The following is a 15,599-nucleotide window of genomic DNA, read 5'->3' on the forward strand; positions in this document are numbered from 1 at the left end:
TTTTTGCTTTCAAACGGATCGAAATTTTCTACACACCATCAATAACAATAAGGGTCACAACATGCTCAAAACTCTGGTTATTAAAACATTGGTCACACGTATTTCTGCGGCAGCATTATTGGTCGCGTCAGTTTCTGCCTTTGCCGCTGAGCCACTGCGCGTGGCGGCGGACCCGATTCCGCACGCTGAAATCCTGGCGTATGTGAAAAAAATCGATCCGAGTCTGGATCTGAAAATCATCGAAATCACCAACGGGGTGAACTCCAACGAGCTGCTGGCCCACGGCGATGTCGATGCCAACTATTTCCAGCACGTGCCTTATTTGCATTCGCAAGAGCAGGCGCTGGGAGTGAAGTTTGCCGTGGCCGCCACCGTGCACATTGAGCCCTTGGGGATTTATTCCAGCAAATACAAGAGCTTCAAGGATGTGCCGGACAACGCTAAGGTCGCCGTGCCGAATAACGTGACTAACCTCAGCCGCGCGCTCTATTTACTGCGCGATCAGGGTCTGATCACTCTGAAACCGGGCTTTAACGATCCGGCGAAAGATCAGGCCACGCCAAAAGACATCGCCGATAACCCGAAGCACCTAAAAATCCTCGAAATCGAGTCACCGCAAATCCCGCGCTCGCTGGATGATGTCGACCTGGCGGTGATTAACGGTAACTACGCCCTTGAAGCGGGCCTCAGCCCGGCGAAAGACGCGCTGGGCCTGGAGAAAGCCCAAGGCAACCCTTACGCCAACATTCTGGTGACCACCGAGAAACTGGCTTCTGACCCGCGTATCAAGCAGTTGGCGAAAGATCTCGAATCGCCAGAGGTGGCGAAGTTTATCGCTGATAAGTACAGCGGTTCAGTGATCCCAGTGGCGGCGGCAGGCGATAAATCATGATAGTCGCCGAACATCTGACCAAACAGTACGCCGGACAGGGCGTCGCCGCGCTACAGGACGTCTCCCTGACCATCAACGACGGGGCAGTGTTCGGCATTATTGGCCGCAGCGGCGCGGGGAAAAGCACCCTGATCCGTTGCCTGAATTTACTTGAGCGGCCCGATTCGGGCCGTATTCTTGTGGATGGCCATGACCTGACTACCCTGAATGACGCCGATCTGCGCCGCCAGCGCCAGCGTATTGGCATGATTTTCCAGAACTTCAATCTGCTGCACGCCCGTAACGTCAGCGACAACGTGGCGGTGCCGCTGCAAATCGCCGGCGTGGGTCGCGCTGAACGCAAAAAGCGCGTGGCGGAATTGCTCGATTTAGTCGGACTTAGCGACAAAGCGCAGGCTTTCCCGTCACAGCTCTCCGGCGGTCAGAAGCAGCGCGTGGGCATCGCCCGCGCCTTGGCGGCACGGCCAAACTATTTGTTGTCCGATGAAGCAACCAGCGCATTGGACCCGGAAACCACGGACTCCATCCTCACGCTGCTGCGCAGCATCAATAAGCAGCTCGGGCTGACCATTGTGATGATCACCCACGAGCTGAATGTGGTGAAATCCATCTGTGACCACGCCGCGCTGCTCTCAGGAGGAAAAGTACTGGAGTCGGGTGCCATTTCTCAACTGCTGGCTGACCCGCAATCGCTACTCGGCAAGGCGCTGATGCCGGACTGCGGGCTGCCCGAAGCCGCGCCAAATCCGCTGTTGCCGGTCGCCGAACTCACTTTCTATGACACCCTGCTGGCGTCGCCGGTGCTCAGCTCGCTGGCCCAGCAGCACGGCGTCGGTGTGACCCTGTTTGGCGGCGGCGTGGAGTCGATTGCCGGGCAGAGAGTCGGGCGTTTGCGCGTCGGCTTCCAGCCGCCAACCGGCGGGGTAGATTTGAGTGAAGTGATGCTGTTCCTCAACCAACGTGGAGTAAAAGCCGAATGGGTGTAAGAAACAGCATGGCGTGGGATGACCTCTATGATTTAGTGCTCAACGCCACCGGAGAAACTCTGTACATGGTGGCATTAGCGACACTTTTTACCCTGCTGGTTGGCCTGCCGCTGGGCGTGCTGCTGTTTATTACCCGCCGCCAGGGGTTAACGCCGTCGCCAAAACTCAGCGCGGTGCTGGGCACCATCGTCAATATTGGCCGTTCGCTGCCGTTTGTGGTGCTGCTGATTGCCCTTATCCCGCTAACGCGCTGGGTGGTGGGCACGACGCTGGGCAGTACGGCGGCGGTAGTGCCTATTACTCTTGGCGCTATTCCGTTCTTTGCGCGCATTGTCGAAAATGCCTTGGATGAAGTGGATAAAGGCCGGATTGAAGCCATTCAGGCGATGGGCGGCGGGCTGCGTTATGTGATTTTTACCGTGCTGTTGCCCGAGGCGCTCCCCGCGCTGCTGGCGGGGGTGACGCTGACTATCGTGATGCTGATTGGTTTCTCATCTATGGCTGGAGTGATCGGCGGCGGCGGGCTAGGGGACTTAGCCATTCGCTACGGCTACCAGCGTTTTAACAATCAGGTGATGGTCGCCACCATCGTCATATTGGTGCTGATGGTACAAATCATCCAAATGCTCGGCGACCGGATCGTGCGCTCGCTGGCTCACCGCCGCTAATCGCGCGCCTGCACCGCAGTATCAATATTCACCACCGTCGACATGCCCGGCCGCAGCTGATTGCCGCCGGGCTGGTTGTCATCAATCGCCACTCTGACGGTAATTCGCTGGGAGATTTTGGTGAAATTACCGGTGGCGTTATCGGCCTTCAATACGCTGAATTCAGAACCTGTCGCCGGAGCAATATAGGCAATATGGCCTTTGAATTGCCGATCCTTTAAGGCATCGACGGTAAAACTCACCGGCATGCCGACCCGCATCTCCGCCAGCTGGCGCTCCTTGAAATTAGCATTGACCCACACATGCTCCGGGGTGACGGAGGTCAACAGGCTGCCTGCCGAGACATACTGGCCGACCCGCGCGCTGACTTCACCCAGCTGGCCGTCAGTGGGGGCCACAATCTGCGTGTGTTGTAAGTTGATACGCGCCACCGCCACTTTAGCCTGAGCCGACTTTAATGCGGCCTGCAACGAGGCTTTACCGGCATCAATCAATCCCAGCTCCTGGCGAGCAATGTTCACCGAGGCCTTGGCCTTCGCCACGTCGGCCTGCGCCTTGAGCAGCGCGGCCTGCACTTCGTCCCCGGTGGTTTTAGACACCACGCCGCTGGTGAGCAGCGGGGCATTGCGCCGAGAATCTTGCGCCGCTTTGTTGGCGGCGGCCTGCGCACTTTGTAACTCAGCCTGCGCCAGTTGCAGGCTGGCCTCCGCCGAGCCGCGATTTTGCCCAAAGTTATCCAGCGCCACCTGCTGCTGGGCCTCGGCAGCTTCGGCCTGTAACAGCTCCTGCCGATAGGTGCTGTCGTCAATGCTGAACAGCACTTGCCCCTGTTTCACCGCCATAAAATCCTGCACCTTTGCCGCCGTGATATAGCCTGAAACCTGCGGGCTGATAAGGGTCACGTTGCCGCGCACATAGGCGTTATCGGTGGTTTCCACCTTTGAGGTGAAGGGGAAAAGCTGCCAGCTGTAGAGCACGACAAAAACGCCAACGATGCCCAGACACAGCACAACCAAAATCGACGGATAGCGGAAAATATTCTTCATGGATTTTACGAGTTCTCTTTAGAGTAAAAACTGGCCACCCAGCGATGCAGCAACAGCACGGCGAAGCAGCCCAGCGCCATATAAAACACCACCATAAACACATCGTTGTAGGCCAAAATCCCGGCCTGCTGGGTAGCACTTTGGCTAAGGCGCGCAAGGCTCTGGGCCTGTAACTGGACATCATCGCCAAGGGCGGCTTTCAGCGCCTGGCGGTAGTGCGCCACGCGTTCGGCAATCAGCGGATTTTGCAGCTGGATGCTGTCGGTCATCACGCTGGAATGGAATTTCTCGCGCAGGATCTGGATAGTGCCGAGAAAGGCGCTGCCTAGTTGAGCACCAATGTTCTGCGTGCTGAGGAACACCAGAATAAAGCTGATGATCTGGCTATGGCCGAATTGTAAGGCGCGAACAAATCCCAGCCACAGGGCGGTCGGCAGGAAAATCGCTCCCGCGAAGGCAATCATGCCCTGACTGAGATAGAACTGTTCGGGATGGGTATCAATGGTCGAGTGGGCGTCCATCCATGCACCGCCGGCGATCAGCAACATGGCAAACAGGTGGATGTAAACAATGCGCTCGGACTTATGAATGATGCTGATAAACACCAGTCCGGCAAAAGTCATCACCAGCACCACCCAAAATAGAGTGATCAGCTGGTCATTTTGCAGGCCAACCAGCGTCAGAAAGCCCACCATGCCGGTGGTTTGTTCACTCAGTAGCATACGGACAAACAGCATTGAGCCGGTAAACATCAGCATTTCCGGGGTCATCAGCCAGCGTAAATCGATAATGGGATTTTTACGTTTTAACTCCACCATAAAGGCCAGCGTTAAGGTCACGATGCCGACCACGAGCACTTCGCCCAGCCAGGGTTTTTCAAACCACCAGTAGTAACGCCCCATGGTCAGCACCACTGAAATACAGGCAATGGCGATACCAATCAGCGGGTAACTCAGCCAGTCGATACGCTCGAAAACCTTGACTCGCGGCGGGTGGGTCAATGGCAAAACCCAGATGATGGCCAGACAGATCAGCGCCAGCCCTGACTCCAAAAATGCCAGTTGATGCCAGTGCCCGAGGTCCAGTAAATAGGGGGAGATAATGCGCGAAATCGGCAAGGCGATTTGGCTCCCCGCCAGCCCCAGGCACAAACCGGCAGTCAGTTTTTTGGCCGGTGGAAAGATTTCAAACATATAGAAAATCGCCAGCGGGCCGAGAGAAGCCATGGCAAAGCCCATCACGGCGCGAACCGCCACGGCAGTTTGAAAATCATGGGTGAAAACCTGCGCCAGAGAGACGGCGGCGAAAAACAGCAGGCCATATTCCCCGAAGCGGCGAATACCAAACTGGGTGCGAACCTTGTACAGCAGCAGCGTCCCGCTAATGCTGGTCGCGGTATAGGCGGCAACCAGCCAGTAACTTTCCGTGGCGGTAATTCCCAACGAGCCTTGAATGCCCGGCAGATTGGAGGCGACCAGATTAATGCCCAGCCCCTGCGTCATGCCGATAATAAAAGAGGCCATGGCATACACCATGATGCGCCAGCGCGGGTATTGGCTAAGCCATTGGCTCACCTGTTCAGCGAAAGGATGGTGGGGCGAGGCTGGGGCATTTTGCGGGGTTGGGGAAGAAACGGCTGTCATGATGCTGGGCTAAACCTCTTAACTTCTGCCTCAGTCGAGTGATTACCCGGCTAATATGTATCAAGCTACATGTTTAAAATAATGTAAACAGAAGTCACAGATGTGTCTAGCTGAATTATTCAATTTGTGGATATTTACAAGTGTGAATAGCTGAAATATGAATGGTTCAAACTGTCAGATAACCGCAAGCTGTCAAAGCTGACTACATAGCCGCCAGCTTGGCGCTAATGCTGGCCATCACTTTGCGCGCCACGGACACCTCTTCCTCGGGGATCTCCTGCATCACGTTCATGATGATTTCATCAGTCATAACGCGGACTTCATTGGCGAGGGCGGTGCCCGCTTCGGTCAGCACCACGTCTTTTGAGCGGCGATCCAGCTCGCCCGGACTGCGCTGTAGATAGCCCAGGGCCTGCAGGCTGTCGATCAGGCGAATGGCCGTGGGATGCTCGACGTCCAGCAGGGTGGTTAACTCAGATTGCGGCAGTCGCCCCTGTGCGGCCTCGAGATGCAGCAACACCTGACCACGCGCCAGCGTCAGCCCAATCGTCTTAAACCGCGCGTCACAGTAAGTGCGCAATTGGCGGCCGACGTGCATGGTTTCAGGTAAAAAACGCAGTGCTGGGGAGCGAGATTCAGGGCTGTTTGAGCGGGTCACGGGAGCTTCTCGGCAAAAGGTCATGGGATAACAATGTGCATGAGAATAGCACGAAAGGCCCCTCGGCGTGGAGCCAGCCCGCAGTGAAAAGTCTATGTGCTACAGTTAATGTTCCATGTGAAACATGACGCAAACCACCAAGGGAGTATTTATGACCAAGGTCGCAATAGTCGGAGCACACGGTCAAATTGGCCAGCTACTTATCAAACATCTGGTCGCACAAGGGCTGGGCGCTATAGGTATCGTTCGCAAAGAAGAGCAGGTTCCCACCATGAAGAAGCTGGGTGCCGAAGCCGTGCTGTTAGATATTGAAAACGCCACCGCCGATCAGCTGGCAACTTGCCTACAGGGCGCAGATGTTGACGCGGTGGTCTTCGCGGCAGGCGCAGGCGGGGGCTCTTCCGCCGAGCGTAAGCGCACCGTAGATTTCGCCGGGTCGGTACTGCTGGCAGAGGCGGCCAATCTGGCAGGCGTTCGCCGCTATGTGCAAATCTCAGCGATTGGCGTCGATAACCCAATCAAGCCAGACACCGATCCGGTTTGGAAAGCTTATATAGAAGCCAAACGCGACGCGGATATCGAGCTGAAAAAAACCGGCCTCGACTGGACTATTATTCGTCCTGGCCCGCTGACTGACGATCCGGCCACTGGGCTGGTCACACTCTCCCCAGACGCCGGGCGCGGTGAAGTGACCCGCGAAGACGTGGCATTGGTGGTCGCCGCCGTCTTACAGGCACCAAGTTCAATCGGCAAACAGTGGGAGTTACGCGGCGGTGAAACGCCAATTAGGGATGCGGTGAGTCAGTAATTTTTGGTTAACGCCTTCTCCTCTCTGAGGAGAAGGTTGGAATGAGGAGTGGTTTAACTCTTTGTATTATGGAACAAACCTCACCCCAGCCCTCTCCTTAAAAAGGAGAGGGAGCAGACTTCATTGGCTTAAGGTCTAATTTTTATCATTCCCTATGTTTATTTTAAAATAAGAGATGACAAAGCCCACAACTAAAGAAAGAGAAATAAGCCATAAAAAGTAATAATTGTTATTGTCAATGCTGGTAGTTAAATAGTTAACAACGCAAGGGATTGAAAAAATATAAAAGGCATCACCGAATGCTTTTTTAAAAAAATCTTTGCCGAAACGGTTATTAGCCATATCAAGAACCCCCTCATTAATTCAACCGTATTAACCCCTTGCCAATAAATTAGCAGCACCTAGCTCATGCTAAAATGATAACCATTATCATTTGTTATTAAGTGATGCTTAATGATTAACAAAGCGTTTGAAGTGAATTGGCGAGTAAACGGTTTTTCGCTCCTCCCCCTGTTAAGGGGGAGGCTGGGAGGGGGTATTACAGCAAACTCAGTGGCTTATGTGAGAAATAGCCCACTGTTCTAGGCGTTGGCGCTTAAGGTTTTCAACGGTTCCTGACGGCGGAAGAAGGCGATGGCCGCGCCGAGACACAGCACGTAACCCATAAACTCTGTTCCTTCCTCGACGATGTTTTTCACCGTGCGGACATAGTCATCCTGCATCACCGCTCGCCACACTTCATTCATGCCGAACAGCCGTGAGAACACCAGAATCAGCACCAGACCGCAGACAATATAGTGACAGGCCGGATGGGCGAGAAACGCCGACAGCCCGCGGACGCTGGTCTTTGGCGTAATGGCCGCCCAAATCACACAGTACACGGCGAGCAGACTGGCGAAATAGACCCAGGCCCCTAAGTGGATCAGGTCAAACAGCGCGTCCAGTTCGCGAATAAACATACAGCCGAAGAATCCGCCAATAAGCACCATTCCGCCGCGCAGCGCGGGGTGGTGTTTAGCCTGTAAGAAGAACAGGGCGGAAGTACTCAGCAGCGCCGCTTCCTGCAAGATTTCCGTGGCGGAAATTTCGCCCAGTTGATTCTTGAAAATTGCCACGTCGAGATAGATCACCCCGACCACAAGAAAAGCCCCTGCACTGAGCAGTAAAAAGTTGACGACATGCCGCAAAATGACTTGGTTCATTTATAGTTTTCCCGTTTCTGTTCAATGAATCTTCTCCTCGCTACGGGCGCGACGAAAAGTCTGAAAAGGATACGGATGAGAACTATTATCTGCTGGGCAAACCGTGCTGCAATGATAAACTGAGGTGACAATATGTGCCTTTTTACGGCGAGTATTGGGTTTTCACCCGCACCATGCGATCACAGTCAGTAATAGAACACGAGGCATCCGGTTTTAATGAGCAATCAACCTACTACCGCAAAACAGCTGGAAGTTCAGCGTATTGTCGACGTCCTTTCCAAAGCCATTGCTCAACACCGATTGCGCCCCGGCGCTCGCCTGATAGAAGCCCAGATCGTCGAGGCACTGAATGCCAACCGTAACCACGTCCAGGTGGCACTACAGCGTCTGGCGATGCAGCGTATAGTCACGATTGAACCCAATCGTGGCGCCATGGTGGCCCAGCCGACCGCCAAAGAGGCGCGAGAAGTGTTCACCGCCCGCCGCGCCATTGAACGCGCCATTGTCGAAACCATTACCCCTGACTTGATGCGCCGCCATCGCCACCGCATCGCCAGCCACTTAAAGGGCGAGCGCGAAGCGACTAACTCTAGCGATCGCCGCGCCATCGTGCGCGAACTCAGCGAATTCCACCTGATGCTGGGCGAGATTTGTGGCAATGAAGTGCTGAGCGAAATCCTCAATAATCTGATGGTGCGCAGCTCGCTGATTGTCGCGCTCTACCAGCGTAACGACGTGCCTTCCTGCCAGTCAGACGAGCATCAGGCGATTATCACCGCGCTGGAAGCGGGGGATAACGAACAGGCCGCCGCCGTGATGATTGAGCATCTGGATGAGCTGGAGCAGCAGCTGGCGCTGGAAGAGAGTTCGTCGAGTGAGGTGAATTTGCGCCAGGCTCTGGCCGATCTTTGAACTAAGGATAAAGCCAGAATTAACTTTAGCTATCCTTATCATGGATAGCTAAGTTGATAAAATAAAACAGAAATATAATAAATTCCGAATGAGTTAAGGCTTATCGAGCAAAGCCAGAAAATTCGCTAGCGTCGCAGCAACCGGCAGAGTGTCGGCCTGTAGCATAAACAGCGGGACTTCGGCCTGCGGCGTAGGTTCACTGAGTGGCAAGAACCGCACTTTATCATTCAAGGTAATCCCCCTTACCGATTCAGGTACCAGCGCCAACCCAAATCCGCAGGAAACCAGCGCAATCAGGGTGCTGATTTGTGCGGCATGCTGCACAATGCGCGGGTAAAAACCGGCGCTTTGACACAACTGAATCAGCTGCTGGTAGTAGCCTTCGCCGAGCTGCGGCGGGGTGAAGACAAAGGCTTCCTCGGCCAGCGCGGCGAGATCAATCTCCCGCTGCGCCGCCAATGGATGCTCGGCAGGCAGGGCGACGACAATCTTTTCGCTCAGAAAGGGCGTCAGCAGGCCGTGTCGCAACTGCATGGCGGGCTGGCGGATAAAGGCTAAGTCACTCTCGCCCTGTTGCACTGCCTGAATTTGCATCGCCGACGGCATCTCTTTAATCACCAGCTCAACCTGCGGATAGTCTTGCCTGAACTGCCGCAGGGCGTTGAGCAACTGGGGGTAGGCCGCGAGAGACACCGAGCTAATGGTCAGCTTTCCCGCCAGCCCCTGAGCCACATTGCGCACGTGGTTCACCTGCGCGTCGAGGGATTGCAGCAGGCCGCGCGCGCTGTGCAAAAAGGCCGTTCCCGCCGGGGTCAGTGCCACACCGCCGCGATCGCGAATCAACAGCCTGACGCCCAGCTTCTCCTCCAACTGCCGCACGGCCACGCTCAACGGCGGCTGTGACATATGCAGCAACTCAGCGGCGCGGTGGAAGTTAAGAGTTTCCGCCACCGTGACGAACTGCTTCAACACTCGGGTTTCAATCATTTTTACTCTCGGACAGCACATTGCGCAGATACATGATGAGTAAGTGTAACCCATCACTTGATATTAATTTTGTATCAATGTCGCGGGCCATCGGTATTCAACTTTTGTTCACCAACTCGCTAGGCTTGGGTTTCAACACTTAACTCAGGGAGTATCAGGATGGATTTCACCAACAGAGTGGCCGTGATCACCGGCGGGGCGCGCGGATTAGGGCTGGCTTACGCCACGGCACTGGCAGAACGCGGGGCGCGGGTGGTGTTAGGGGACGCGGGGGCCGACAATTCGGGCCAGGGCAGCGACGAAAGTGTGGTACAACAGGCGGCGCAGGCTCTTCAGCGGCGGGGCTATCAGGCGCGGGCGCATCAGGGGGACTATGCGCAGGAGGCGGCTTGTAAATCGCTGATTGAGAGGGCGGTCAGTGAGTTTGGCGGCATCGATATCCTTATCCATAACGCCGGATGGGTGGACTATCAGCCCATTGAGCAGACGGACGGCGCATTCCTACAGCGAGCACTGGGCATCAATGTTTATGCGCCGCTGTGGTTATGCAAATACGGCTGGCCACACCTGAAAAAATCCGCCTGTCCTCGCGTGGTGCTCACCACCTCGGACAGGGCGATGTTCGCCGACTATGCGCAGGTCGGGCTGGCGGGCTATGCGGCAGGCAAAATGGCACAGATTGGCATCATGAACGCGCTGGCGTTGGAGGGAAAACCGCAGGGCATCCTCATTAACGCGGTGTCTCCGGTAGCAAAAACGCGCATGTGGGGCGTGCAGGGCGCGCCGACAGATCTCACCCCCGAGTCCGTGGTGCCGGGCGTGCTCTATCTGGCGTCGGCTGAGTGTCGCGACAGCGGATATATCCTGCGCGCCAGCAACGGCCAGTTCACCGCCACGCGTTTTCTCGAGAATAAAGGGGTGGATTACCCGCGGGATTTGGCGCGCATCGCCGTGAATAACGCCGAAGACTTTGCCGAACGTTGGCCGCAGATAAGGGAGCAGTAAAATGGACGTTACCCAGTCAGCTCGCCATTTTGCCGGGGTTCAGGCCACTCTGGGGGAAAGCCCGGTATGGGATGCCGCGCGGCAAACGCTGTTTTATATCGACATTACCGCCGGTTCGATTTTCGCCATTCAGCCGGGCGATGCGCCGCAAGAGATTTATCGCTCAGCCCGGCGAGTGGGGGCACTGGCGCTGACAAGGGCCGGAAATCTGATTTTTACCGAAGATGCCCAAGTCGCCATGCTCGATCTTCCCACCAGACGGGTGGTGGTACGCAGCGCCGAGGCCAGCGTCAACCCGTCTTATCGCTATAATGACGGGGCCTGTAGCCCAGAAGGGCAATTTATTACCGGACTGATGGATGAACAGCACTCCGCCCGTTCTGGCAGTTTGCACTGCTACGGGGCTGAAGGGGAAAAGTGCGATTTGCTCACTGGAGTGTGGCTTCCCAACGGTATTGCCTGGTCGGCCGATGGCGGCACAATCTACTTTGTCGATTCCGTCGCGCAGGCGATTTATCAGGCCCCGTGGCCGCTATCCAAAGGCCAGCCGCTACAACCGCGCGTATTTGCCCACACGCCCGCTGAACTTGGCAGACCCGATGGTATCGCCCTCGACGTAGACGGCAATCTGTGGGTTTGCCAGTTCAACGGCGGCTGCCTGCTTTATTACAGCGCCAGCGGCCAACTGCTGCGCAAAGTCGAGCTGCCGGTTCCACGCCCGACCAGCTGCTGTTTCGGCGGCGAAGATTTAATGACGCTGTATATCACCAGCGCCCGATTTGGCATGAGCCAAGAGGAGCTGCGGCGTTACCCGCTGGCTGGCGATATTTTTCAGCTCAAAGTGGACAGCCCTGGGCTTACGCCACATTGCTTCGACGACGGCCTTTGGCTCAAGGCCGCACCTTAATCCCTTAGCTCATCCCAACCTTCTCCTCTGAGAGGAGAAGCCGCTAGAACCTTAAATCATTCACTTTCCAGCCGTATCCCGGACTTGGCATCAAACAGATGAATGTTCCCGCTATTCGCTTCTAACCAAACTGGCTTACCGGCGGTGGCGGTTGCGCGGCCCGCGCACTGGACGTGCATCGGGAAGCCGCTCCAGGTGACGTGCAGCAGGCTGCTTTCGCCGGTGACTTCTAACAGGCGCAGCTCGGCCGGGGTTTGCAGGCTGCTTTCGACAATTTTCACATCATGCGGCCGCAGGCCTACCGTCACCGGCTGGCCTTCGGAATGACGAGCCTGGGCCCACCACTTCTCGGGAAGAGGGAACCACAGCTGGCCGCAGGCCACGCCCGGCGTGCCACTCATATTCATAAAAGAACCGGCCAGAAGATTCATCGGCGGAGAACCGATAAACCGCGCCACAAAGGTGTTGGCGGGCTGATCGTAAATCGACAGCGGCGAGCCTTGCTGCACAATATAGCCATCTTTCATCACCACGATATTGTCAGCCAGCGTCATGGCTTCCACCTGATCGTGAGTTACATACACCGTGGTGGTGCGGAACTGCTGATGTACGGATTTGATTTCGGCGCGCAGCTCCATTCGCAGCTGGGCGTCGAGGTTGGATAACGGCTCGTCGAACAGAAATACCTTCGGATTGCGCACCAGCGCGCGGCCCATGGCGACGCGCTGGCGCTGGCCGCCGGAGAGATCTTTCGGCAGACGCTGCAACAGATGATCAATCCCCAGTACCTTGGCGGCCTGCGCCACTTTGGCCTGCTGCTCGGCCTTCGGCACCTTTTTCACCTGCATGTGAAACGCCATATTCTCCGCGACGGTTAAATGCGGATAGAGCGCGTAAGACTGAAACACCATGGCGATATCGCGGTCGGCGGGATCGAAATTGTTGATCTTCACCTTATCCAGCAAAATATCGCCGTCGGACAGCGACTCAAGTCCTGCCAACAGGCGCAAAAGGGTGGATTTACCACAGCCGGACGGCCCGACCAGTACAGTGAAACTGCCATCTTTGATGGTCAGGTCCAGCGGCTTTAACACCTGCTGCTTGCCATAGTTTTTGGCAACTTTTACTAATTCAACCAATGCCATCGATTATTTCTCCACCGAATTTTTTTCTGCCGAAACTGAAAGTAAAACCTGCCAATCTGGATACTGACGCGGGTTACTGCTGATGGCGCTTCCCGCCACGCGCACGCCCCATTGCAGCGCCTGCTGCGGCTCTTGGCCATACACCAGCGCCGACAAGAATCCGGCGTTGAAGCTGTCGCCCGCGCCGATGGTGTCAACCACCTGCACCGGATCCGCCGCCTGATGCAGCTGCCCATGGGCCGACCATAACCGCGCGCCGTCAGGGCCACACTTGGCGACCACAAAGGCATTCTTTGCCATCTGCGACAGCAGGTAGGCTGCGGCGTCATCCAAGGTATCGCGGGCCGACATGCCCAGCGTTTCTACTTCGTTGAGCAGCAGCGCGTCGCAATAGCCCAGCCACGGAGTAATTTGCTGGCGCAGGGTGTCGCTCCAGTCCTGCGGCGGCCAGCCGCTATCCACTACCACCTGATAACCGCGCTGCTTGAGGGCCGACAGCAGTTGCGGATACTGCTCGAACAGCCGGGTGCAGAGGAAGGTGCCGCACAGCAACACCCAGTCGCCGGGTTGGGCCTGGGAAGGCAGTTGCAGCAGCACGTCGTCGAGATTCAGCCGGACGATGTGCCCCTGATTGCTAAAGAAAGTGCGTTCGTGGTCGGGGTGGGTTACGCCAAAAGTCAGCGAAGTTTCACAGTCCACGGTCGGCCAGTGCGGCGCGCTTTGCGGGAACAGGCTGGCCAGCCAGTCGGTGAACTGGTCATTGCCCTGATTAGCCACCAGACGGTGCGGGGTCCCCAGCGCCGCCAGCGCTAATGCACAGTTTCCCGCCGAGCCGCCGGGGCGAATCGAGCTGGTTTCCAGCATGGTTTCAGTGCCTTTTTGCGGCCACTGGTGCAGGGTGCTCATGATCAAATCAACGTTCAGATTACCCACCACGTACAGGGTGGACTGGGTTTCTGGCTTATTCATGTTGTCGAGGTTTCCCATCATGCTGACATTCATCCCTTGCTGCCGCCGCTGGTTAAGCCGCTAACCAGCGTTTTTTGCAGCCACAGAGCAATAAACAGAGGCGGAATAGCCGCCAGAATACCGACGGCGGCGATCAGGCCATCGTCGGTGGCGCGCCCGGCGGTGAAACCGGCAATAGTCACGGGGAGCGTTTGGGCATCAATGTTGTTGGTAAACAGCAGCGCGTAGAAGAACTCATCCCACGCCAGCAGCCAGCCAAACATCGCCGACGCGCCCAGCGCGGGCTTGGCCAGAGGCAACGTGATGCGCAGCAGTACTTGCCAATAGCGTAAACCGTCGAGGCGCGAGGCCTGTTCGATATCCACCGGCAGGGCGTCAAACTGGTTTTTCAGCATCCACGTCAGGAAGGGCAAAATCATCGAGCAATAAACCAGCACCAGCCCCAAATGGGTGTTGAGCAGGGTGAGCTTTTGCAAAATGAAGTACAGCGGCAACACGAAAGCCACCGGCGGCACCATGTAAATCGCCAGACTGCCGAACAGCCAGCCGTTGCGCCCCGGATAGCGCGAGAAGCTGTACGCCGCCGGGATCGCCAGCAGCAGCGAAATAATGGTCGCGCCGCAGGCAACCAGCAGGCTGTTGCCGAGCGCGTGCAGGAACAGCGCCCCCGGCTGCCCGGCTTGCAGGGTCAGCAGGCTGACGTAGCGGCTAAAATCCCAGTGGCGCGGCAGCCATTCCAGCGGAATGCGGGTGAGATCTTCCGCCGAACTGACGCTCATCAAGAACATCCACAGCAGCGGAGCCAGAATCGACACGGCCAGCAGCAGGGCGAAGGTGTAACGCAGAACCAGACGAATTTTCGATTTCATTCCACGCTCCCTGAACGGCGCTGGCGTAATAACATCAGCATGTAAATCAAGATTAAAATCCCGCAAATCAGGGTCATCAGAATGGCGTAAGCCGCGCCGCTGCCGGCTCTCAGGTAGCTAAACGACTCTTGATAGACGAAGAAACTCACCGTTTTGGTGCTATCGAGCGGGCCGCCACGGGTCATCACGTAGATGATATCGAACACTTTAAAGGCGTCGATGGTGCGCAGAACCAGCGCCACCGCCAGCGGAGCCGCAATCGCCGGGAAGGTGATTTTGCAAAAGCGTCGCCATGGCGAAGCACCGTCCAACCGCGCCGCTTCGAACAGGTCTTCGGGAATGGTTTGCAGCGCCGCCAGCGTCAGCAAGGTGATCAGCGGGTAGTTCTTCCAAATATCGGCGAACATCACCGCGTTCAGGGCTGAGCTGGTATCGCCCAGCCAGCTACGGTAGCTATCCAGCACGCCGAGTTGGGTCAGCAGGGCGTTGATGCTGCCGTAATCCGGGTTGAAGTTGAGTCGCCACATGGTGGCGTTAACGATGGTCGGCAGCGCCCAAGGCAGGATAACCAGCACCCGCAGGGCGCTGCGCCCCCAGAACTGTTGATTGAGCAGCAGGGCAACCAGCACGCCAATAATGCCTTCGAACAGCACCGACACCAGCGTGAAATAGAGGGTGCGCCACAGCGCGGCGCGGAAATCCGGGTCGGTCAGGGCATAAATAAAGTTGTCGCTGCCCACCCAGTTAGGCGCGGTGCCGTCGCCAATCAGCCCGGCATCGGTAAAACTCAGCCAAAGCGTGCGGGCCAGCGGCCATGCGGTGAGCAGAAACATCATCAGCAGCATCGGCGCCAGCAGCAGCCAAGCCTGACGTCGTTCTCGTTGCGGTAAAGTAAGCATGTT

17 protein-coding genes are annotated in these 15,599 nt (G+C 56.5%); 7 read left to right on the forward strand and 10 right to left on the reverse strand.

Going from position 1 to position 15,599, the window contains the following annotated elements; all coding sequences use genetic code 11:
* Positions 1-61: 61 nt before the first annotated feature.
* From ACT3RT_RS13315 to ACT3RT_RS13325, 3 genes are read left to right on the forward strand one after another with little or no spacing between them, the layout of a single operon-like run.
* Positions 62-892 carry a MetQ/NlpA family ABC transporter substrate-binding protein gene (locus tag ACT3RT_RS13315; protein WP_496203108.1) on the forward strand — a complete coding sequence of 277 codons (831 nt, stop codon included), beginning with the start codon at positions 62-64 and terminating at the stop codon, positions 890-892.
* Positions 889-1,878, forward strand: a complete 990-nt coding sequence (locus ACT3RT_RS13320) for a methionine ABC transporter ATP-binding protein (protein WP_496203109.1) — start codon at positions 889-891, stop codon at positions 1,876-1,878. The genes ACT3RT_RS13315 and ACT3RT_RS13320 overlap by 4 nt, the downstream gene beginning before the upstream one ends.
* A complete protein-coding gene (locus tag ACT3RT_RS13325) occupies positions 1,869-2,546 on the forward strand; it encodes a methionine ABC transporter permease (protein WP_236942770.1) in 678 nt (225 codons plus the stop codon). The genes ACT3RT_RS13320 and ACT3RT_RS13325 overlap by 10 nt, the downstream gene beginning before the upstream one ends.
* Here the strand turns inward: ACT3RT_RS13325 and ACT3RT_RS13330 are convergent.
* The 3 genes from ACT3RT_RS13330 to ACT3RT_RS13340 form a co-directional block, all read right to left on the reverse strand.
* A complete protein-coding gene (locus ACT3RT_RS13330) occupies positions 2,543-3,592 on the reverse strand; it encodes an HlyD family secretion protein (protein WP_396130709.1) in 1,050 nt (349 codons plus the stop codon). The two genes, ACT3RT_RS13325 and ACT3RT_RS13330, sit on opposite strands and share 4 nt — an antisense overlap.
* 5 nt (positions 3,593-3,597) lie before the next feature.
* Positions 3,598-5,235 (reverse strand): MFS transporter, encoded by a 1,638-nt coding sequence (locus tag ACT3RT_RS13335; protein ID WP_496203110.1) that lies wholly within the window; start codon positions 5,233-5,235, stop codon positions 3,598-3,600.
* A 202-nt stretch (positions 5,236-5,437) separates the two neighbouring features.
* Positions 5,438-5,893 (reverse strand): MarR family winged helix-turn-helix transcriptional regulator, encoded by a 456-nt coding sequence (locus ACT3RT_RS13340; protein ID WP_353502028.1) that lies wholly within the window; start codon positions 5,891-5,893, stop codon positions 5,438-5,440.
* A gap of 151 nt (positions 5,894-6,044) precedes the next feature.
* On the opposite strand from ACT3RT_RS13340, the gene ACT3RT_RS13345 reads away from it, so the two are divergent.
* Positions 6,045-6,701, forward strand: coding sequence for an SDR family oxidoreductase (locus ACT3RT_RS13345; RefSeq protein WP_353502029.1), 657 nt, complete (start codon positions 6,045-6,047; stop codon positions 6,699-6,701).
* 135 nt (positions 6,702-6,836) lie between these two features.
* Here ACT3RT_RS13345 and ACT3RT_RS13350 read toward each other — a convergent pair whose 3' ends face one another.
* Both ACT3RT_RS13350 and ACT3RT_RS13355 read right to left on the reverse strand, forming a co-directional pair.
* Positions 6,837-7,043: a hypothetical protein gene (locus ACT3RT_RS13350; protein WP_496200267.1), complete on the reverse strand. Its 207-nt coding sequence runs from the start codon at positions 7,041-7,043 to the stop codon at positions 6,837-6,839.
* 239 nt (positions 7,044-7,282) lie between these two features.
* Positions 7,283-7,903, reverse strand: coding sequence for a hypothetical protein (locus ACT3RT_RS13355; RefSeq protein ID WP_496203111.1), 621 nt, complete (start codon positions 7,901-7,903; stop codon positions 7,283-7,285).
* Between the two features lie 216 nt (positions 7,904-8,119).
* On the opposite strand from ACT3RT_RS13355, the gene ACT3RT_RS13360 reads away from it, so the two are divergent.
* Positions 8,120-8,815 carry a GntR family transcriptional regulator gene (locus tag ACT3RT_RS13360; RefSeq protein WP_353502032.1) on the forward strand — a complete coding sequence of 232 codons (696 nt, stop codon included), beginning with the start codon at positions 8,120-8,122 and terminating at the stop codon, positions 8,813-8,815.
* Between the two features lie 93 nt (positions 8,816-8,908).
* Here the strand turns inward: ACT3RT_RS13360 and ACT3RT_RS13365 are convergent, their stop codons facing one another.
* Positions 8,909-9,802 carry a LysR family transcriptional regulator gene (locus ACT3RT_RS13365; protein WP_496203112.1) on the reverse strand — a complete coding sequence of 298 codons (894 nt, stop codon included), beginning with the start codon at positions 9,800-9,802 and terminating at the stop codon, positions 8,909-8,911.
* A 159-nt stretch (positions 9,803-9,961) separates the two neighbouring features.
* On the opposite strand from ACT3RT_RS13365, the gene ACT3RT_RS13370 reads away from it, so the two are divergent.
* Together ACT3RT_RS13370 and ACT3RT_RS13375 are read left to right on the forward strand one after the other, a co-directional pair.
* Positions 9,962-10,807, forward strand: coding sequence for an SDR family NAD(P)-dependent oxidoreductase (locus tag ACT3RT_RS13370; protein WP_496203113.1), 846 nt, complete (start codon positions 9,962-9,964; stop codon positions 10,805-10,807).
* Between the two features lies 1 nt (position 10,808).
* Positions 10,809-11,714, forward strand: a complete 906-nt coding sequence (locus ACT3RT_RS13375) for an SMP-30/gluconolactonase/LRE family protein (protein WP_496203114.1) — start codon at positions 10,809-10,811, stop codon at positions 11,712-11,714.
* A 56-nt stretch (positions 11,715-11,770) separates the two neighbouring features.
* Here the strand turns inward: ACT3RT_RS13375 and ACT3RT_RS13380 are convergent, their stop codons facing one another.
* The 4 genes from ACT3RT_RS13380 to ACT3RT_RS13395 are packed head-to-tail and all read right to left on the reverse strand — an operon-like array spanning position 11,771 to position 15,596.
* Entirely contained in the window at positions 11,771-12,859 is a 1,089-nt protein-coding gene (locus ACT3RT_RS13380) for an ABC transporter ATP-binding protein (RefSeq protein WP_353502036.1), read from the reverse strand.
* A gap of 3 nt (positions 12,860-12,862) precedes the next feature.
* Entirely contained in the window at positions 12,863-13,828 is a 966-nt protein-coding gene (locus ACT3RT_RS13385; protein WP_496203225.1) for a carbohydrate kinase family protein, read from the reverse strand.
* 29 nt (positions 13,829-13,857) lie between these two features.
* Positions 13,858-14,697, reverse strand: coding sequence for a carbohydrate ABC transporter permease (locus ACT3RT_RS13390; RefSeq protein ID WP_353502038.1), 840 nt, complete (start codon positions 14,695-14,697; stop codon positions 13,858-13,860).
* Positions 14,694-15,596: a carbohydrate ABC transporter permease gene (locus ACT3RT_RS13395; protein ID WP_353502039.1), complete on the reverse strand. Its 903-nt coding sequence runs from the start codon at positions 15,594-15,596 to the stop codon at positions 14,694-14,696. The genes ACT3RT_RS13390 and ACT3RT_RS13395 overlap by 4 nt, the downstream gene beginning before the upstream one ends.
* Between the last annotated feature and the right edge of the window lie 3 nt (positions 15,597-15,599).

Origin of the sequence: Ewingella sp. AOP9-I1-14 (genome assembly GCF_052375995.1) — a bacterium.
GTDB lineage: Bacteria > Pseudomonadota > Gammaproteobacteria > Enterobacterales > Enterobacteriaceae > Ewingella > Ewingella allii.

Excerpts from the sequence above, each read along its gene's own strand:
- ACT3RT_RS13315 (WP_496203108.1), top strand. The coding sequence starts at position 62 with ATGCTCAAAACTCTGGTTATTAAAACATTGGTCACACGTATTTCTGCG.
- ACT3RT_RS13320 (WP_496203109.1), top strand. The coding sequence starts at position 889 with ATGATAGTCGCCGAACATCTGACCAAACAGTACGCCGGACAGGGCGTC.
- ACT3RT_RS13325 (WP_236942770.1), top strand. The coding sequence starts at position 1,869 with ATGGGTGTAAGAAACAGCATGGCGTGGGATGACCTCTATGATTTAGTG.
- ACT3RT_RS13330 (WP_396130709.1), bottom strand. The coding sequence starts at position 3,592 with ATGAAGAATATTTTCCGCTATCCGTCGATTTTGGTTGTGCTGTGTCTG.
- ACT3RT_RS13335 (WP_496203110.1), bottom strand. The coding sequence starts at position 5,235 with ATGACAGCCGTTTCTTCCCCAACCCCGCAAAATGCCCCAGCCTCGCCC.
- ACT3RT_RS13345 (WP_353502029.1), top strand. The coding sequence starts at position 6,045 with ATGACCAAGGTCGCAATAGTCGGAGCACACGGTCAAATTGGCCAGCTA.
- ACT3RT_RS13350 (WP_496200267.1), bottom strand. The coding sequence starts at position 7,043 with ATGGCTAATAACCGTTTCGGCAAAGATTTTTTTAAAAAAGCATTCGGT.
- ACT3RT_RS13355 (WP_496203111.1), bottom strand. The coding sequence starts at position 7,903 with ATGAACCAAGTCATTTTGCGGCATGTCGTCAACTTTTTACTGCTCAGT.
- ACT3RT_RS13360 (WP_353502032.1), top strand. The coding sequence starts at position 8,120 with ATGAGCAATCAACCTACTACCGCAAAACAGCTGGAAGTTCAGCGTATT.
- ACT3RT_RS13365 (WP_496203112.1), bottom strand. The coding sequence starts at position 9,802 with ATGATTGAAACCCGAGTGTTGAAGCAGTTCGTCACGGTGGCGGAAACT.
- ACT3RT_RS13370 (WP_496203113.1), top strand. The coding sequence starts at position 9,962 with ATGGATTTCACCAACAGAGTGGCCGTGATCACCGGCGGGGCGCGCGGA.
- ACT3RT_RS13375 (WP_496203114.1), top strand. The coding sequence starts at position 10,809 with ATGGACGTTACCCAGTCAGCTCGCCATTTTGCCGGGGTTCAGGCCACT.
- ACT3RT_RS13380 (WP_353502036.1), bottom strand. The coding sequence starts at position 12,859 with ATGGCATTGGTTGAATTAGTAAAAGTTGCCAAAAACTATGGCAAGCAG.
- ACT3RT_RS13385 (WP_496203225.1), bottom strand. The coding sequence starts at position 13,828 with ATGAATAAGCCAGAAACCCAGTCCACCCTGTACGTGGTGGGTAATCTG.
- ACT3RT_RS13390 (WP_353502038.1), bottom strand. The coding sequence starts at position 14,697 with ATGAAATCGAAAATTCGTCTGGTTCTGCGTTACACCTTCGCCCTGCTG.
- ACT3RT_RS13395 (WP_353502039.1), bottom strand. The coding sequence starts at position 15,596 with ATGCTTACTTTACCGCAACGAGAACGACGTCAGGCTTGGCTGCTGCTG.